The organism is Pseudomonas sp. zfem005 (genome assembly GCF_032621735.1).
Lineage (GTDB): Bacteria > Pseudomonadota > Gammaproteobacteria > Pseudomonadales > Pseudomonadaceae > Metapseudomonas > Metapseudomonas solani.
In genome coordinates, this window is sequence record NZ_JAVYJE010000016.1 from 55,201 (window position 1) to 74,157 (window position 18,957).

Genomic DNA, 18,957 nt, shown 5'->3' on the forward strand with positions numbered 1-18,957 from the left:
TCCCACGGGAGGCACCTGCGGCGCCGTGCCGTTGTAGGTCGGGTGCAACCCGACGGGGCTCCTGCACAGAACCACGCGGGTTTCACCCGCCCTACGGCGCTGACCGGTGTGTAGGGTGGATGGCGCTCTTTTCATCCACCAAGCGACCTTCCAGCCCACACGCATGCCACGCCTCGTGGGAGCGAATTCATTCGCGATGGAATAGCCGGCCACACGCAGCCATGTGCCGGCTGCAAGTCTTTCGCGACTGAAGCCGCTCCCACGGGAGGCACCTGCGGCGCCGTGCCGTTGTAGGTCGGGTGCAACCCGACAGGGCTCCTGCACAGAACCACGCGGGTTTCACCCGCCCTACGGAGCTGATCGTTGTGTGGATGGCGCTCTTTTCATCCACCAAGCGACCTTCCAGCCCACACGCATGCCCGCCTCGTGGGAGCGAATTCATTCGCGATGGATTAGCCGACCACTCGCAGCCACATGCCGGCTGCAAGTCTTTCGCGGCTGAAGCCGCTCCCACGGGAGGCACCTGTGGCACCGTGCATCTGTGGGTCGGGGGCAACCCGACGGGCACCCCATCACTGCTGGTAACGCTTGCGGAAGTCCGCCTCCATGCTCGCGTAGCGCCCGCTCTTGTGCAGGGCCTGGAGGCCTGTTTCGAAGGCCTTGGCGATGCGCGCGCCGTCCGGGTGGGCCTTGGAGAAGGCCAGCCAGAAGCCGTCGGTCTGCAGCACGCCGGTGAGCTTCACCTTGCCGCGCAGGTGCGGGTCCTGGTTGATGCGCATGTAGCCCGGCATGGTGTTGAGCAGGATGTAGTCCACCCGCCCGGCCACCAGCATCTGCAGCAGCTGGCTGTCGGAGTTGGCGTTGTAGCGGTGGATGGCCGGGTCCTCCATGAAGGAGGTCGGGTAGGTGTAGCCATTGGTGATGCCCACCACCTTGCCGGCCAGGTCCTTGGCGCCCATGTCGGTGCGCGGGTCGGCGGCGGGGCCGAAGATCGCCAGCCCCTCTTCGAACAACGGCGTCGGGTGCCAGATGTACTGATCGCGGTTGGCTTCGGTGATGGTCACATCGAAACAGGCCACCGCGCGCGTGCCCTGGGCGTAGAACAGGCAGCGGGAGAAGGGCACGGTGAGGAAATCCACCTCGATGTCCTGGGTGCCAAGGGCCGCGCGCACCAGGTCCACGGCGAAGCCCTGGGCCGAGGAACCATCGGTGCCGATGGAGGAGTACGGCGCCCAATCGTCCTCGGCGGCGATGGTCACGCGCTCGGCCCAGGCCGGCACGGACAGCAGGCTGCACAGCAGCGCGATCACCAGGGTTCTCATGCTTCACCCTCCACGGAGTCGATGGACGTCGTGGCTTCATCGGCCATCGCCAGGCGGCGCGGCAGCCACAGCAGGAAGCGCACTCCGGCGCCCTCTTCGGAGTGGAACTCCAGGCGCCCCTGCAGCTTGCGGGTGACCAGGTTGTAGACGATGTTCAGCCCCAGCCCGGTGCCGCCGGTGCCGCGCCGGGTGGTGAAGAAGGGCTCGAAGATGCGCTCGTGCAGCTCCGCCGGCACCCCGCAGCCGTTGTCGCGGTAGTCCAGCTCGATGCCCTCCCCCTCGCTGCGCACCCGCAGTTCGATGTGCGCCTCGGGCGTTTCGGCGAAGGCATGGCGCACGCTGTTGAGAATCAGGTTGGCCACCACCTGGGTCAGCACCCCCGGCAGGCTGCGCATGTGCAGGCCCGCCTCGCAGTCCAGCTGCACCGCCACCGGCACCTTGCGCGTCTCCGGGTGCAGGCTGGCGATCAGCGCCTCCAGCACCTGGCGCACCTCGAACTCGCAGCGGGCCTCGGACACCTGGTCCACCGCCGTCTGCTTGAAGTCGCTGATCAGCTTGGCGGCGCGGCCGATGTTGTTGGCCAGCATGCCGTTGCTGTCATGGGCCAGCTCCAGCAGTGCCTGGAAGCTTTCGCTGGTGAGGGTCTGTGCCTGGAACTGGGTGCGCAGGTCCGACAGCGCCTCGGAGAGCACCGAGGACGCGGTCACCGCGATGCCCAGCGGCGTGTTCACCTCGTGGGCCACGCCCGCCACCAGGCCGCCCAGGGCCGCCAGCTTCTCCGACTCGATCAGCTGCCGCTGCGCCGCCTGCAACTGGCGCACGCTCTGGGACAGCTCGCGGGTGCGTTCGGCGACGGTGGATTCGAGCTGGTCGGAATAGAACTTCAGCTTGCCCTCGGCCTCGCGCACCTGGCGCAGGTTGTCGCCGATGGCCTGCAGGTGCTGGTTGGTGGAGCGCACCAGCACGCCGATCTCGTTGTCGGCGTGGCCGGGGGGCTCCTGCAGGCGGGTGGTTTCCGGCGCGTCGATGTCCACCCGGGCGATGGACAGGATCAGGCTGCGCAGCGGCCGCGTCACCCACAGGTAGAACACCAGCAGCAGGATGGCGGAGATGGCCAGGGCGTAGAACAGGCTGCCCAGCAGGGTGATCAGCGCACGCTCGAGAAAGTCCCGTCCGTAGCGGTAGGTGTCCACCTCCACCTGCAGGCTGCCCAGCTCCTCGCGCTGGCCGGCACCGGGCAGGTCCGCCTGCAGGGGCCACTGGAAATGCAGGGTGGCGCCGAACAGCAGGTCGTTGAGGCGTCGCCCCTCCTGCGCCCCTAGCTCGCGGTGGTGCTCGGCGAACACCTTGCCCTCGGGCAGCAGGATGCGCGCCGAGGCCAGGGCCGGTTGCTTGAGCATGCCGCTGAGCAGGTCGCTGGCGGTGCGTGGGTCGAGGCTGAAGACCACCGCCGTGACCGGCTCGCGCACCATGTCGAAGAGGGCCTGCATGTCGTCTTCGGGCTGCGCGCGGGCGCGGTAGTAGTCCAGGCCCACCTGCACCACGCTGATGGCCAGGCCGAGCAGGCAGGCGCACAGCAGGTTGATGCGCACCAGGCTGGAAGACAGGCTGCGGCCGATCCGCGACGGCGCGGGTCGCTGGAAGGCCGGGTTCATGAATGGGGCTCGTCCGGGTAGCGCTCGCGGATGGCCAGGAACTCCTCATGATTGGCCAGCAGCAGGTCCACCAGGTGTGGGTCGAAGTGGGCGCCGCGCTCGGCACGGATCAGCTCCAGCACCTGCTCGGGGGTCCAGGGTTCCTTGTAGCTGCGCCGCGACCCCAGGGCATCGAACACATCGGCCAGGGCGACGATGCGCCCGCTCAGGGGAATGTCCTCCCCCTCCAGCCCGCGCGGGTAGCCGCGGCCGTCCCAGCGCTCGTGGTGGCTGCCGGCGATCACCGCCCCCACGCGCATCAGCTCGCGGCGCGAACGCTGGAGGATGTCGACGCCGAAGTCGACGTGCTTCTTCATCAGCGCCCATTCGGCCTCGTCGAGCTTGCCGGGCTTGTGCAGGATGGCGTCGGGGATCGCCACCTTGCCGATGTCGTGCAGGGGAGACGCGTGCTGGATCAGCTGCACCTCGCGCTCGGGCAGGCCATGCAGGCGCGCCAGCAGCTCGCTGAACAGCGCCACCCGCTGCACGTGGGCGCCGGTCTCCTTGCTGCGCACCTCCACCGCGTTGGCCAGGGTGTAGACCAGCTCCTTGGAGGTGGCTTGCAGGTCCTCCATCAGGTGGATGTTCTCGAAGGTGATGGCCACGCTGCGCACGTAGATTTCCAGCAGTTGCCGGTCCAGGTCGCTGAGCGGCTCCACATGGGTGACGTAGAGCAGGCTCGCCCCGCCCCGGTCGTTGCGGCGGAACAGCACGTAGGCATCGTCGAAGTGCTGCGAAGCGCCCAGTTGCAGCACCTGGTCGAAACGCTGGACCACCATGGGCGGCAGCGTCTCCAGCGCCGAGTCCGGCTCGTAGTGGACGAACTCTCCGGTGGCCGCCAGGGTGCGGGTCTGCGGCTCGTGGTCGACGGTGCGGATCAGGCAATAGAGCGCCGAGTCGCCCAGGCACAGCAGCGAGGTGAGCTGCTCCAGCACCGTGGACGAGAACAGCTTGAGGGTGGCGGCGTTCTGCACCTGGGCGCAGGCCTCCAGCACATTGCTCAGGCCCTTGCGCTGGGCGTCGATCACCCCCAGGTCGCGGTAGGCGCGAAGCATGGAATACAGCAGGGTGCGCAGCTTCTGGGTGGTGAGCTCGGTTTTCTCCTTGTAATCGTCCACCTCGTATTCGCGGATGACCTGGTCCTCTGGCGCCTGGCCGGCCTGCCCGGTGCGCAGCACCAGGCGCGTCATGCGGTTGTCGCACTCCTCGCGCAGGTAGCGCACCAGGTCCAGCCCGGCGTGCTCGGTTTCCATCACCACGTCCACCAGGGCCAGGGCGATGTCGCCGCGCTGGCGGAAGGTCTCCCGCGCCTCCGCCGCCGAGTAGGCCGACAGCAGCTCCAGCGGCCGCTGCTGGAATTCGAAGCCGCGCAGAGCCAGCCGGGTTACCGCGTGGACCTCCGGGTCGTCGTCGATCACCAGCACGCACCAGGGGGCCAATGACCGGCTAGCGGGTGAAGGGGAAGGTGGCGAAGCGGGGGTGGCGAAAAAATCCATTGCTCTTACTCCTCGAACGAGCCCAAAAAGAGCATAGCTGCCGCCGAAAAGTACCAAGGCCCTATCAAGCGGTAACGTCTGAAAATGTTCGATGAAAAGGCTGAATAGATCCCATCCCCGCGCAAAAACCAGGCCCAGAACACGAAGCCGACCGCTGCGTAGGGTGGATGGCGCTCTTTTCATCCACCAAGCGATCTCGCAGCCAGCACCGTCGCCCGCCTCGTGGGAGCGAATTCATTCGCGATGGAATACCCGGCAACTCGCCGCCCAGTGCCGGCTGCAGGCCTTTCGCGGCTGAAGCCGCTCCCACAGGGAGCGCCCGCCGCGAGGCCACACATCGCTGCGTTGGGCCTCGCTACGCTCGGCGCCAACCTACGGCACCGAGCCCCATGTAGGTCGGGTGAAACCCGACACCCCGGCACCCCCACCACGCGGGTTTCACCCGCCCTACGGAGCTGCACCACCGCGCGGGCATGACCGCTGCGTAGGGTGGATGGCGCTCTTTTCATCCACCGGCGGTGCCCCAGGCAGACGCGGAGCCAGGGCACCCCTGCGGGCTGCTGGGCGACTGAAGTCGCCCCTACAGGCATCACGGGTGCCGTGCCGGTGTAGGTCGGGTGCAACCCGACGGTTTCACGGCCGCAGCGTCATGCGCCTGGCGCCATGGCCCTGGAGGGCGCTGGCGGTGGGTTGGCGGATGAGCGCGGCCTGCCATTCGGCGGCGCTGAAGCCATCGGCCGCCTGCAGCAGGTTGACCTTGCCGGCCACCAGGGTCGCCACCGGCACGCCGTCGCGCAGCAGCAGGCGGTTGCCCACCACGGCGGGCACCTTGGCGCCCGGCAGGAGCGTGCCCAGCAGGTTGAGCGGGTCGCAGGCGGAGAACCCCACAAGCTCGCCCGTCAGCGGCCGCTTGCGCACCTCGCGCAGCAGGCCGACGGCATCGGGCAGGGCGAACTGCTCGCCTGCCACGCCGGCGACGAAGCGCCCGCCGCGGACCTCCCCCCGCGCCTCCAGGCGCTGATAGACGCGCAGCAGCTCGCGCCAGCTGGGCAGCCAGTCCGCCTCGCGTTCCAGAAGGCGCCAGCAGACCACGCCATAGCGGCGCAACAGGGTGCGGGCGACATGCTCCAAGGCCTCGGCGGGCGGTGCACCGCCCTCCTCGCCCCGCCCCCGCAGCAGCGACCAGCGCCCGGCGTCCTGCATGTTCGCCAGCGCCAGGCGCGCACGGCGGTCGTTGCGGCTGCGCCGTGCGGCGGGCAGCAGCAGCGAACGCAGGCCGGCGAAGCTGTCGGCGCTGGCCAGCCCCAGGGCCACCAGCTCGCCGAGGCAGTCCTCCAGTTCGCTGCGCAGCAGGCGGGTTTCGTCCAGCAGTTCGTCGAAGAACAGCGCGCCCTGCTCGGCCAGCACCTCCCGCACACGGGCCGCGCGGGGCGACGGCTCGGCCACCGGCCCGGCGCCGGCACAGGCCCGCCAGGTGCCCTGGCTCTTGCGTGGCAGCAGCAGGATCGGCGTGCTGCGCAAGGGCCCGCTGGAAGCACGCGCCGGCGCGGCCAGGCGGCTCCAGGCGATGCGCCCAGAGCGGCACAGGTCATCCAGCCAGTTGATGCCGTAGTCGGCCACCCGCGTCGGCAACAGCTCGGCCTCCCAAGCCGCCGCAGCGGCCTGGTAGCCCTCCAGCAAGCCGAGCACCCCGCCCAGGGCCTCGGCCCCACGCAGGCGGGTGCCCGCCGAGAGGTGCTGCCAATCGCAGAGAAAACGCATGAAATCGGCCGGTTCCACCGGTTCGATCTCCCGCCGCAGGCGCTTGACCGTGTAGCGATGGATGCGCGCCAGCAGGTGCCGCTCGCACCACTCGTCCGCCGTCACACCCGGGCTGAAGCGGCCGCGCAGCACATGCCCTTCGCGCTCCAGCGCGGCCAGGGCGAAGGCGATATCCCCCGGCGCCTGGCGCAAGTCGGTAGCCAGGCGCGCCAGGGTCAACGGGCCGAAACCGCCCAGGCGCGAACGCACCAGTTCCACCATCGGCCTCCCAGGGCCGGTCATGGCCCGCCGGGGCGACGATGGCGGGCTTCAACGAGCCCAGCGGGTGCAGGGCCAATAGCTGTGGCAGGCGCTCGGCGGCGAGCCAGAACGCCGGGCGATCTTCCAGGTGCAGGCAAGCGGCTCGACGGGCCTTGGCCAGTTGCGCCAGCCAGCCCGCCCAACTGTCGTTGGCCGCGACTTCCTCAGGAGTGACACAACCCAGCGCCAGCAGCGCCTCGTGCATCTCGTCGGCATCGCGCACCCGGGGCCAGGCTTCCTCGGCGACGGCGACGATGGCCTCGGCATCCAGGGCGCCGAGGTCGTCGGCGGATTCCGGGTCGCTCCAGCGGCGGTTCTGTACTGCCTGGGTACGACGCTCTTCCAGTGGCGCATCGTCGAGAAAGGCGTAGGGCCGCGCACCGAGGATTTCCGCCGCCAGCGCCGAGGGCGCCGGCAGGTCGCGGGCCACCAGTTCGACGGCGCCGCTTTCCATGCGCCGCAGCAGGGCCAGCCAGGCTTCGGCGTCCATGGCCTCGTGCAGGCAGTCGTCGAGGGTCTGCGCCACCAGCGGGTGATCGGGCACCTCGCGCTCGCCCACCAGGTTCTCCTGGCAGGCCACCTGGTCGGGGAAGACGCTGGCCAGCAGGTCTTCGCTGCGCATGCGCTGCAGCTGCGGCGACACCTTGCGCCCCCCGGCGGCACGGGGCAGGCCCAGGGCGCAGGTGGCGTTCCAGCGCCAGCGCACGCCGAACAGCGGCGCGTCCAGCAGTGCCTGGATCAGCAGGTGCTCGGCGCTGTTGGAGTGCAGGTAGCGCCACACCTCGTCCAGCGGGAAGCTGTGGCTGGTGGAGAGCGACAGCACCAGGGCATCTTCGGTGGCGGCGGCCTGCAGCTCGAAGTTGAAGCTGCGGCAGAAGCGCTTGCGCAGCGCCAGCCCCCAGGCGCGGTTGACCCGGCTGCCGAGGGGCGAATGGATGATCAGTTGCATGCCGCCGGATTCGTCGAAGAAGCGCTCCATCACCAGGCAATCGCGGGTCGGCAAACGGCCCAGGGCGGCACGGGCGCGGGCCAGGTATTCCACCATCTGCCGGGCCGCCGCCGGGCTCAGGCCATGCTCGGCCACCAGCCAGTCGATGACCGGCTGCAGCTCGCCGTCACTCGCCACCAGCTTCTGCTCGATCTCGCCGCGCAGGCGCGCGACCCCGGCGGACAGCTCGTCGCTGCGCCCCGGCGCCTCGCCCAGCCAGAAGGGGATGCTCGGCGGCTGCCCGGCGGCGTCCTCCACCCGCACCCGCCCGGCCTCGATCCGCAGGATGCGGTAGGACTGGTTACCCAGCTGGAACACATCGCCGGCGATGCTCTCCACGGCGAAGTCCTCGTGCACCGTGCCCACCTGCATGCCCTGGGGCTCCAGCAGCACGTTGTAGTCGCCGGCATCGGGAATGGTGCCGCCGGAGGTCAGCGCCACCAGCCGCGCCGAGCGCCGCCCCCGCAGGCGGCGGTTGACCGCATCACGGTGCAGGTAAGCCGCACGCACGCCGGCGCGGCCGTTGTAGCCCTCGGCGAGCATGCCCAGCACCGCCTCGTAGCTGGCCCGGCTCAGTTGCGCGTAGGGCGCGGCGCGGGTCATCAGGGCGAACAGCGCATCCTCGTCCCACTCCTGGCTGGCCACCTCGGCGACGATCTGCTGCGCCAGCACATCCAGCGGCTGCCGGGGGATCACCAGGCTGTCCAGCTCGCCCCGGCGCACGCAATCGAGCAGCGCCGCGCATTCGATCAGGTCATCCCGCGACTGCGGGAACAGGCGCCCCTTGGGCGTGCCGCCGACGCTGTGGCCGGAGCGCCCGACACGCTGCAGGAAGGCGGCGATGCTGCGCGGCGAACCCAGCTGGCAGACCAGCTCGACATCGCCGATATCGATGCCCAGCTCCAGGGAGGCGGTGGCCACCAGCACCCGCAGCTCGCCGCGCTTCAGGCGTTGCTCGGCGTCCAGGCGCAGCTCGCGGGCCAGGCTGCCGTGGTGGGCAGCGACGGCGGCATTGCCCAGGCGCTCGGAAAGGTGCCGCGCGGCACGCTCGGCCAGGCGCCGGGTGTTGACGAACACCAGCGTGGTGCGGTGCTCGGCCACCAGCAGCGCCAGGCGGTCGTAGACCGTTTCCCAGGCGTCGTTGCTCATCACCGCTTCCAGCGGCAGCGGCGGCACCTCGATGGCCAGGTCGCGCTCGCGGCTGTAGCCGACATCGACGATCAGGCAATCACGGGACGGCGCCAGGGCCTCGCCGCTGGCGGGGTTGCCGCCGAGGAAACGCGCCACCGCCTCGATGGGCTTTTGCGTGGCCGACAGGCCGATGCGCTGCAACGGCCGGCCGCAGAGGCTTTCCAGGCGCTCCAGGCTCAACGCCAGGTGGCTGCCGCGCTTGCTCCCGGCGATGGCGTGGATCTCGTCGACGATCAGGCTGCGGCAGCTGGCGAGCATGGCCCGCCCGGAGGCGGAACCGAGCAATACATAGAGGGACTCGGGCGTGGTCACCAGGATGTGCGGCGCGCGCTTGCGCATGGCCTGGCGCTCGCCCTGGGGCGTGTCGCCGGTGCGCACCGCCGTGCGGATCTCCACATCGCCCAGGCCCTGGCGCTGCAATTCCTCGCGGATGCCGGCCAGGGGCTCGTCGAGGTTGATGCGGATGTCGTTGGACAGCGCCTTGAGCGGCGACACATAGACCACGAAGCAGGCGTCCGGCAGCCCGCCCTCGGCCAGGCCCTGCTCCACCAGTTCGTCGATGGCGGCGAGGAAGGCCGTGAGGGTCTTGCCGGACCCCGTGGGCGCGGCCACCAGGGTCGAGCGTCCGGCGCGGATGGCCGGCCAGGCTTGGGCCTGGGCCGGGGTGGGCGCGGCGAAACGCCCGGCGAACCAGGCCCGCACGGCCGGATGGAAGTCGGCCAGGGCGCTGGCGGCGGTGGGGGAAGTCGGCTTCATGCCGGCCAATATGCGGCCGGCCGGGCAGCCCCTCAAGGGCCGCCCATCGCAGGCCTGGGCTCAGCCCTGGCCGAAGCGCGCCAGCTGCATCTCGCGCAGGCGGCTGAGGGTGCGGCGGAAGGGGAACTCCAGCCAGCCTTCGGTATAGAGCTGCTCCAGCGGCACCTCGGCCTCGATATAGAGGGGCACGCGACGGTCGTAGCACTCGTCCACCAGGGCGATGAAGCGGCGCACGCCATCGTCCAGGGGCGACAGCTGCGGCAACTGGCGGTCACCGGCCGCCACGCGCTCGGCGCCATCCTCGGTGCCCCGGGCGATGCGCCCCTCACGGCGTGCAGCCCCCAGGCGCGGCACCGCGCCGAGGAGGATGGTGCTGAAGCGGTCGCACAGGGCGATGAAATCCAGCGCGGCCAGGGGCGACTCGCACAGGGCGGCGTAATCGCACCAGAGCACCTGCGGGCCCTGGCGGTGCACGGGGATGTCGCGGTGGCCCAGGTGCAGCGGCGCGGCATGGCTCGCGGCAGCGCCCTCCAGCTCGACGAACAGCCTCGCCAGCACGCTCGGCTGGCCCGGCTCGCTCACCCAGTAGCGCTGCTGCGCCTTGCCGGGGTGCAGGCGGTGGTCCTGGCCGCCATCCACCCCGACCACCTGCATGTGCCGCTCGATGGCCTCGATGGCCGGGACGAAGCGCTGGCGGTTGAAGCCGTCGGCGTAGAGCTGGGTCGGTGGCTGGTTGGAGGTGGCCACCAGCACCACGCCTTCCTCGAACATCACCTGCAGCAGGCCGCCAAGGATGATGGCGTCGCCGATATCGCTGACGAACAGCTCGTCGAAGCACAGCACCCGCACCTCCCCCGCCAGCTCGCGGGCCAGGGCGCGCAACGGGTCGGCGGTGCCGGTCAGGGCGAACAGGCGCTGGTGCACCCAGCGCATGAAGTGGTGGAAGTGCAGGCGCCGGGCGGGCACCTGCAGGCTCTGGTGGAAACGGTCCAGCAGCCAGGTCTTGCCGCGCCCCACCGGGCCCCATAGATAGACGCCGGCGATGCCGTCCTCGCCCTGGTGCAGGGCCCGCTGGCAGGCCTCCAGCAAGGTGGCCGCGTGCAGCTGCGCGGCATCGGGCGCGAACCCCAGGTCATCCACCGCGTGCCGATAGGCCGCCAGTGGCGATAAGCCTTCCATTCCCTCTCCCGCTCCGGTTGCGAATCGGGCGGCAGTCTACAAGGTTGCGGCAAGGGGGCGGCAAAGAGAGGGGCGCGAGCGGCAATTCCTTGCCGCCCGGCGACCACGACGCCGACGGCAGAAGGCTCTGGAACGGGCGTTCCAGCCCTTGGCACAGGCCTTGCTGCACAGCCGCCCACAAGGACTTCCTAGGGATGGATTCAGCATGAGCCTCTTCGGCACCGGCCTCTCCGGCCTCGATCGCTCCAAACTGCAGGACATGACGCACACGCTCAAACTCGTGCGTTATGGCGACGGTCGTCCGGTCCCCCCGCAAACCACACAACCCACCGCCACCCCGCAGCCGACCCAGGCCAAGCCCACACCCAAGGTCGACCAGGCCGCCGCCCAGCGCGACGCCGCCTACGACGAAGCCTTCGCCCGCCTGCGCGTGAGCATGCAGAGCGGCAGCGTGGATGGCAGCACCTCGGCCAGCGGCGCCGACACGCTCACCAACGACGTCTACGCCGATGCCGAAAGCGCCGCCGCCAGCGTGGAAACACCCGCCCAAAGCGCCGCCGCTCAGGAATTCCATGACTACATGAGCAAGTCCGCCGGCGAGAAGATGCGCGACAAGATCCTCAAGGAACTGGGCCTGACCGAAGAAGACATCGACGCCATGCCGCCGGAGCAGCAGGAGCAGATCGAGAAGCAGATCGCCCAGCGCATGACCGAGCTCACCGCCATCCAGCAGGAAGAAGAGCTGCGCAAACGCGGCGTCGACCTGGTCTCCCTCAACACCGAAGACCCGCGCCTGCGGGCCATGCTCAACCCCTCCACCCGCGCGGGCATGCTCGGCGCCTGACGCCGAGCAACCCGCCCCATCCCAACCCCGTAGGGTGGCGTAGAGCGCAGCGAAACCCACCATCGCGCCCCCGCCAGGCACCGCCGTGCCCGCTCCGGTGGGAGCGAATTCATTCGCGATGGAGCACCCGCCCACTCACCGCCCAGTGCCGGCTACAGGTCTTTCGCGGCTGAAGCCGCTCCCACAAGGGCGCACCCGCAGTTGTAGGGTGGGCTTCAGCCCACCAACTGGCCCCCCCATGCGCAAATCCCCCACCCCGCCTCGCCAGCCTGACGTACGGCACCCTCAATTCCGTTCTGCAGCTTGGATCGGGCGCCGCACTCTGGAATGCTATGCAGCCTCCGACCCGTCTCCCGCAATGGTTTCAAGGCTCCCTACGTTCCCATGAAGATGCGTTTCGCCCTCCTCCTGCTCGCCGCCGCGCTCTGTGCCGGCTGCAGCTCCGGCTTCCAGCCACTCAAGGCCAAGCCCGTCGTCGCCACGCGCAACCGCCCGCTGCCGCCGGAGAACCCGGTGTACGGCGTGCCCAGCTATGAAGCGCCGATGGTGTGGGTCGCCGAAGACCCGGACGAGGTGCAAGGCAGCACGCGCAACATCGAGCCGCGCCCGGAACCGGCCCGGGAAATCCTCGCCCAGGCCATGGTCGCCGAGCAGATCGGCGACACCGAAACCATGCTGGCGCGCCTGCAGGAAGCCGCCGACGCCGGCAACGCCCGCGCCCACTACGAGCTGGCCCGCCACTACCTCAGTGGTGAAGGCGTGCCCACCGACCAGGCCGCCGCCCTCGACCACCTCAGCCAGGCCGATGCCCTGGGCAGCGCCGAGGCCAGCCGCGTGCTGGCCTGGAACTACCTGCGCGGCACCGGCGTGCAGCAGGACGTGGAATACGGCACGCGCCTGATGGAGAAGGCCGCCCGCAGCAGCGACCGCGCCCTGCGTGAAGTCAGCCTGCTCTACCTCAACACCTGCGAGCCCTTCCTCAACAACCCCGAGCGCGGCCTGGCCCTGCTCAAGGTGGCCAGCGACGCCGGTGACAGCATCTCCGGCCCGCTCTACCAGCTCGCCCTGCGCCAGCAGGAAGGCCAGCCCATCGAAGCCTCGGTGGCCCAGGCCCACGAACCGCTGCCGTGCCTGGCACCGAGCATCGCCGCGCCGGCCGAGCGCGACGCCACCGCCATCGCCCTGAATGCCGAGCCCGCCGAAAACGAAGCCGCCGCCGAAGCCACCAAGCTCGCCGCCCTCTCCGGCGACCTCGACGCCATGGTCCTCTACGCCGAGAAGCTGCTCAGCGGCGAATACCCCTCGACCCAGCCGGAGCTGGAGTCCTACACCTGGTTCGCCGTGGCCGCCAACCGCGGCAGTGGCGCCGCCGCCGAGCGCATCGCCGGCCTGGCGCCCATCCTGCAGAACGCCGAACAGCAGCAGCCGGGCCTGGTGGGCTCGATGATCGCTGCGCTGGACAACGCCATCCAGCCGCCCCAGCAGCAGGTCCAGTAAGCGCTGCCCTCCCTGACGGGCGTCATCCCATTCCCGACGCCCATCACTTTTCCGTAAGACTTCAGCACCCCGGTGGGAAGCGCCCGACGACAAATGTCGGATTGCTCCGATTCCTACCCAACTGCAGCCGGGGTCCGTTTCCCGCGCCCCCGCCATCCCTACCATAGGCGCCGCCCCCAACCGCGAACCCTGGTAGCAGATGCATAGACGAACCCTGATAGTCGACGACCACCCCATCACCCTGATCGGCCTGCGCGCCCTGCTGAGCCGCGAAAGCTCGTTGCAGATCGTCGGCGAAGCCCATAGCGCCGACGGCCTGCTGGACCAGCTCGCCAGCCACCCCTGCGAGCTGCTGGTCACCGACCTGATGATGCCGGACAGCCACCAGGCGGACGGCCTGCGCCTGATCGAGCAACTGCGCCGGCGCTACCCGCAGCTGGCGATCATCGTCGTCACCATGCTCGACAACCCGGCCCTGGCCGCCTCCCTGCTCAAGCTCGGCATCCAGGGCCTGGTGAGCAAGCGCGGGCTGCTCGCCGACCTGCCCCGCGCCCTGGCCGCCAGCGCCACGCGCCCCTTCGTTTCCGCCTCCCTGCGCCGCCTGTTGCAGATAGGCGAAGCCGCCCACGGCAAGCCCCTGGCGCGCTTCGACGAACTCTCCCCCCGCGAGGCGGAAGTGCTGCGCCTGTACGGCAGCGGCCTGGCCATCGGCGAAATCGCCCAGCGCCTGTGCCGCAGCAAGCAGACCATCAGCGCGCAGAAGACCAGCGCCATGCGCAAGCTCGGCCTGGACACCAACGCCGCGCTGTTCCTCTACATCCAGGAAAACGGCCTGGCCTGAGGACCACGACATGCCCACGCTCCCCCTGCGCGCCATGGCCCTGCTCGGCCTGTGCCTCACCGCCCTGTCCAACGCCTGGGCCTACTCGGTCACCTGGCCCCTGGACACCCCCGAGCCCTCACCGCCCCTGCGCCACGAGATGCCGGAGAACCTCGGCCACCTGCTGGTGCTGGTACTGGTGGTGATCATCCTCTCGCTGCTGTGGAACTGGCGCCTGCAACGCCAGGTGCGCCAGCGCCAGGCGGCCCAGACCCAGCTCAGCGACCAGCTGGCCTTCCAGTTCTCCCTGCTCAACGGCCAGCCTACGCCCCTCTACGTGCGTGACCTGCAAGGCCGCCTGAGCAGTTGCAATCGCGCCTACGAGCAGTTCTTCGCCAGCTCCCAGGAGGAAATGCACGGCACCACGCCGCGCCAGCAGGGCATGTGCCGCGCCCTGGCGGATGCCCTCGAAGGCGGCATGCTGGAGGTGCTGGAAAGCCGCCAGCCGCGCTTCTTCGACAGCTGCACCGAGGAGGCCGGCGAGCCGCGCCACCTGTACCAGTGGCAGGTGCCCTTCTACAGCGCCCGGGGCAAGTTGCTCGGCGTGCTCGGCGGCTGGATCGACATCAGCGACCGCAAGGAACTGGAAACCCGCCTGCGCGACGCCCAGCGCCAGGCCCTGGACGCCAGCGCCGCCAAGGGCCGCTTCCTCGCCACCATGAGCCACGAGCTGCGCACCCCGCTCAACGCCCTGGTGGGCCTGCTGGAGCTGGAAAGCCGCGCCCGCCCGGAGTCGAGCAACCTGCGCATCGCCCGCCAGTCCGCCGACGCGATGATCGACCTGGTGGGCGACATCCTCGACCTCGACCGCATCGAGAACGGCCGCATGCAACTGGCGCCGCGCCCGGTGGAGCTGGCCGCGCTGCTGCAGGAATGCCTGGAGCTGTTCGCCGCCCGCGCCCAGGAAAAGGGCCTGGCGCTGCAACTGGACTGCCCCTTGCCGGCCCACCGTCTATACCGCGTCGACCCGCTGCGCCTGCGCCAGGTGCTGCATAACCTCCTGGCCAACGCCATCAAGTTCACCGGCGCCGGCAGCGTGCGTCTGCAAGGACACCTGCGGGACACCACCCCGGGCAGCAGCCTGCTCACCCTTTATGTGGTGGACGACGGCATCGGCATTCCCCACAGCGTGCAGGCGCGGATCTTCGAGCCCTACCGCCAGGGCTGCGCCGAAGTCACCCAGCTGCATGGCGGCTCGGGGCTCGGCCTGCACATCTGCCGCCAGCTGGTGCAACTGATGGGCGGCCGCATCGGCCTCGACAGCGAACCGGGCCAGGGCTGCCGCATCACCCTCGAACTGCCTCTTGACTGGCGCCCCGCTCCCTCCGGGCAGCATCGCCCGGCGTCCCGACCAGCCGGTGAGCACAGCCCACGGCTGCGGGTGCTGGTGGTGGACGACCTCTCCATCAATGCCCTGGTGCTGCAACAGCAATTGCACAGCCTCGGCCACAGCGCCCAGGTGCTGACCGACGCGCGCGAGGCCCTGGCCACCTGGGCCGCAGACGACTTCGACCTGCTGATCACCGACTGCAACATGCCCGACATGGACGGCTACCAACTGACCCGCGCCGTGCGCGAGCGTGAACGTGAGATCGGCCGCGCGCGCCAGCGGATCATCGGCTACAGCGCCAGCGCCCTGGCCGGCGAGGCCGAGCGCTGCCGCGAGGCCGGCATGGACGAACTGCTGGTCAAGCCCGTGACCCTGGCGCGCCTGGAAGCCGCCCTGGCCGGAGGCGATCCGGCTGCCATCAAGGCACAGCCCCCTGCCCCGGCCTTCGACCTCGGCCACCTGGAGGGCCTCGACCCCACGCTCGCCAAACGCCTGCTCGGCGAGCTGGCACGCAACCTCGAAGACGAGCTGCAGCGCCTGGCCACGCCCCTGTCTCCAGAGCGCCAGGACCTTATCGGCCAATGCGTGCACCGCCTCTCCGGGCTCGCCTGCACCGTCGATGCAACGGGGCTGCTGCGCGCCTGCAACGCGCTGCGCCAGGCCGGCGACGACGCCCCGCGCCTGCTGCGCTGCCAGGCGCTGCTGGTGGCCGAACTGCAGCGCATGCTCGGCGAGGTGCGTGAACGCAACGCCGCCTGAACCGCGTCGACTGCGTCGTGCTCCTGACGCGCCGCGATTGCCGCGAGCCGGTGGTTGCGGTAAGAGGTGCTCTTTTCGCAGTCGCCGTCACACACGATGAAAAACTGGATCGCCACCTTCTTCCGCATCGTCAGGGACGACAAGGGCCAGACGCAGGGCTACCCCATTCCCTGGGCCATCGAGCGCCCCAGCCTGTACGCCTTCCTCGCCGCCTATGCCGACAGCCCCGAGGGCCTGCCGGACAGCGAGCTCACCCTGCCCGACGAGGCGCCGCCCGGTACCGGCAGCGAACTGCGCTGGGCCCCGGGCGCCCTCGACGGCGTGCTCGGCCACCATGCCTCGGCCGATGACGTGGACACCGCCGACGAGGTGATGGCCGCCCTGCTCGCCACCCTCGACGACCCCACCCGCCACATGGCCCGCCTCTACCAACTGGTGGCCGACGGCAGCGTGCTCGGCTTCATCGACCAGCTCGTCGAGCGCCTGCAGCAGCGCCCCGGCCTGCCCCGCGCACGGCTCCACGCCCTGGCCCTGTGGCTGGCGCGCAGCAGCCCCGACCGTGGCGCGGTGAAGTTCGCCCTGGCCCTGCTCGGCGTGCTCGACAGCGGCAGCCAGCGCGAGCTGTTCCTCACCTTCGGCCAGCACGAGGAATTCACCCTCTTCGCCACCATCGCCCTCGGCCACACCCTGGCACCGCCGGAACGCGAACGCGCCTGGTGGGCGCTGGCGCGCAAGGTGCGGGGCTGGGGGCGCATCCACCTGGTGGAGCGCCTCGCCGAGAACCCCTCGCCCGCCGTGCAGGACTGGCTGCTGCGCGAGGGCTACCAGAACTCGGTGATGGTGGAGTACCTCGCCTACCCCTGCGCCGTGGGCGGCAACCTGCTGGCGGCCCTCAGCGGCCAGGACGTGGACGACGCCCTGCTCGACGGCGCCGTGGAAATGATCGAGGCGCTGATCAACGGCGGCCCCGCGCGGGACATCAACGACTACGCCGACGGCACCGAAGCGGTGCTGCACCTGCTCGACCACCTGGCCCGGCGGCCGCCGCGCCACCTGGGGCACTTCCTCGCGGTGGAAGGCATCCTCGATTTCGTCCGCGACCCCAACCAGGACTGGGACGGCCTCGCCGGCCACGGCTGGACCCAGGCCAGCCGCGACGACATCGCCCGCCGCGCCGAGGCCATCCGCAACGACCCGCACTGGTCGGCGCTGGTGCACGCCGGCCTGGAGCAGGAGGAGGAACGCGCCTTCTGGCTCGCCGCCCACGCCGGCAAGCGCCTGGACATCGACCCCTGGGACGCCTGGTACGAACGCCAGCGCAGCGAACGTTCCTCGGCCTGGTACCAACTGATGCAGACCAGTGACCCGCAGCGTATCGCCCGGGTCATCGACCTGGCGCGCCAGCAGCTGGACCTCGAACACATCGCCAGCGGCCCGAGCAACGCCCTCGGCCTGGGCCCCGAGTACCGCCAGCACAGCGCCCTGGACTTCATCCTCCAGGACCTCGGCCGCTTCCCCGTGCAGGGCTGGGACCTGGTCGCCACCGGCCTCGCCAGCCCAGTGGTGCGCAACCGCCACATGGCGCTCAAGGCCCTCGCCGCCTGGGGCCGCAACCAATGGCCGGCGGACGCCCTGCAACTGCTGCGGCGCACCCTCGACCGCGAACCGGAGCAAAGCGTGCGCGACCGCATCGCCGAGCTGCTGCAGCCGCAATTGGTGGAAGCGCCGCCCCGCGACGCCGACTGACGCCCTCCCCGCACCTTGCAAATTGCCAAGGCCCGAAGGGGCCGCTCATGCACTTTGCACGGGTGCCGGCGCTACGCTTATAGCCAATGGCCTGATTCTACTGGGCTGGCGGCCCGTGTCCGGTTGGCACGGCCGCTGCAACAGGCTGCTCCGCTGACTAAAACAATGGAGGCACAGCCCATGTTCACCGCCATCAAGGAAATCTACGAAGCCTTTCCCGACCACGCCGTCGCCATCACCCCGCGCAGCGACGGCAAGTGGCTGCTGACCCTGAGCAAGGGCGGCGTGCAGGAGCTGAGCCGCGAGTTCGATGGCGAGGCGGCCTTCAGCCAGCGGCGCATCCGCTGCCTGATCCGCGAGGTGGCCGAGGAGATGCTCCTGGTGGCCTGCGTGGATGCCATGTGCAAGCAGCGCAAGCTGGGCGAGCTGCCCGGCTTCATCGGCTCGCCGCTGCAACTGGGCAACGCCGCACGCGGCATGGAACGGCGCGGGCTGTCGCGCTGACCGCCAGCACCAGCGGCGGCACCCAGGCGGGGCCCGCAAGGGCCCGACGCCAGGGTATGGGGTAGCGAACCCGGAGATCAGGGCAACGACGAAGACGGATTGCGGGGTGTAAAGCCGATCCGTATAGTTGCCACTAATTCTCATTCGCGAACGAGCGCATCCCGCGCCGGACACCCCGCTCTCGATGCCGTCGACCAACGCCCCCTTCCACGATTTCTACCTCAGCCATTCCGCCTGGCTGCTGGGTTTTCTCCGCCGTCGCCTGGGCAGCGGCTTCGATGCCGCCGACCTGATGCAGGACACCTTCCTGCGCGTACTGCTGCGGCCCCGCACCTTCGACGGCGCCACGGGCGAGCGCTCCTACCTGGCCACCATCGCCCGCGGCCTGTGCATCGACCACTGGCGGCGCCGGCAGCTGGAGCAGGACTGGCTCGAGGCCATGGCCGCCCGCCCGGAACCGCTGCAAGCGTCCCCCGAGCAGCAGGCGCTGATCATCGAGACCCTGCACGAAGTCGACGCCATGCTCCTGCGCCTGCCGCACAAGGTGCGCCGCGCCTTCCTCATGGCCCAGCTGGACGACATGCCCTACCGCGAGATCGCCCTGGCGATCGGCGTCTCCGAACGCATGGTGAAGAAGTACCTGGCCCAGGCCTTCCTCCACTGCGCGGTGCTGGAGGCAGAGCTCGACGGTCTGCTGGTGGAATGAGCGG

General features: G+C 70.1%; 11 protein-coding genes and 1 pseudogene. 7 read left to right on the forward strand and 5 right to left on the reverse strand.

The genetic code is table 11. The features are described from left to right. Positions 1-572: 572 nt before the first annotated feature. From RTW82_RS28575 to zapE, 5 genes and pseudogenes are all read right to left on the reverse strand, one after another. The gene (locus RTW82_RS28575; protein ID WP_316927200.1) at positions 573-1,322 is read right to left on the reverse strand and encodes a substrate-binding periplasmic protein; all 750 of its coding nucleotides are present in this window, start codon (positions 1,320-1,322) and stop codon (positions 573-575) included. Continuing rightward, complete coding sequence (locus tag RTW82_RS28580) at positions 1,319-2,977, reverse strand: ATP-binding protein (protein WP_316927201.1); 1,659 nt, start codon at positions 2,975-2,977, stop codon at positions 1,319-1,321. The genes RTW82_RS28575 and RTW82_RS28580 overlap by 4 nt, the downstream gene beginning before the upstream one ends. Then, entirely contained in the window at positions 2,974-4,434 is a 1,461-nt protein-coding gene (locus RTW82_RS28585; RefSeq protein WP_271660838.1) for a DUF3369 domain-containing protein, read from the reverse strand. Before RTW82_RS28585 ends, RTW82_RS28580 begins: the two co-directional genes overlap by 4 nt. A 711-nt stretch (positions 4,435-5,145) precedes the next feature. Beyond that, positions 5,146-9,508 (reverse strand): annotated as a pseudogene (locus RTW82_RS28590) (DEAD/DEAH box helicase). Positions 9,509-9,568: 60 nt separating this feature from the next. Then, positions 9,569-10,687, reverse strand: a complete 1,119-nt coding sequence (gene zapE, locus RTW82_RS28595; RefSeq protein WP_316927202.1) for a cell division protein ZapE — start codon at positions 10,685-10,687, stop codon at positions 9,569-9,571. A 205-nt stretch (positions 10,688-10,892) separates the two neighbouring features. Here zapE and RTW82_RS28600 point away from each other — a divergent pair, with 205 nt between their 5' ends. The 7 genes from RTW82_RS28600 to RTW82_RS28630 all read left to right on the forward strand — a co-directional run bounded on the left by RTW82_RS28600 (position 10,893) and on the right by RTW82_RS28630 (position 18,953). Continuing rightward, positions 10,893-11,531, forward strand: coding sequence for a hypothetical protein (locus tag RTW82_RS28600; protein ID WP_316927203.1), 639 nt, complete (start codon positions 10,893-10,895; stop codon positions 11,529-11,531). 384 nt (positions 11,532-11,915) lie between these two features. Then, positions 11,916-13,028: a hypothetical protein gene (locus RTW82_RS28605; RefSeq protein WP_316927204.1), complete on the forward strand. Its 1,113-nt coding sequence runs from the start codon at positions 11,916-11,918 to the stop codon at positions 13,026-13,028. Positions 13,029-13,227: 199 nt separating this feature from the next. After that, positions 13,228-13,869: a response regulator gene (locus RTW82_RS28610; protein WP_021220942.1), complete on the forward strand. Its 642-nt coding sequence runs from the start codon at positions 13,228-13,230 to the stop codon at positions 13,867-13,869. Between the two features lie 10 nt (positions 13,870-13,879). Next, the gene (locus RTW82_RS28615; protein ID WP_316927205.1) at positions 13,880-15,997 is read left to right on the forward strand and encodes an ATP-binding protein; all 2,118 of its coding nucleotides are present in this window, start codon (positions 13,880-13,882) and stop codon (positions 15,995-15,997) included. 96 nt (positions 15,998-16,093) lie between these two features. Further along, positions 16,094-17,743 carry a hypothetical protein gene (locus RTW82_RS28620; protein WP_316927206.1) on the forward strand — a complete coding sequence of 550 codons (1,650 nt, stop codon included), beginning with the start codon at positions 16,094-16,096 and terminating at the stop codon, positions 17,741-17,743. A gap of 180 nt (positions 17,744-17,923) precedes the next feature. Beyond that, a complete protein-coding gene (locus RTW82_RS28625) occupies positions 17,924-18,247 on the forward strand; it encodes a hypothetical protein (protein WP_043245918.1) in 324 nt (107 codons plus the stop codon). 184 nt (positions 18,248-18,431) lie between these two features. Next, positions 18,432-18,953 (forward strand): sigma-70 family RNA polymerase sigma factor, encoded by a 522-nt coding sequence (locus RTW82_RS28630; protein ID WP_021220946.1) that lies wholly within the window; start codon positions 18,432-18,434, stop codon positions 18,951-18,953. The last annotated feature ends 4 nt before the right edge of the window (positions 18,954-18,957 follow it).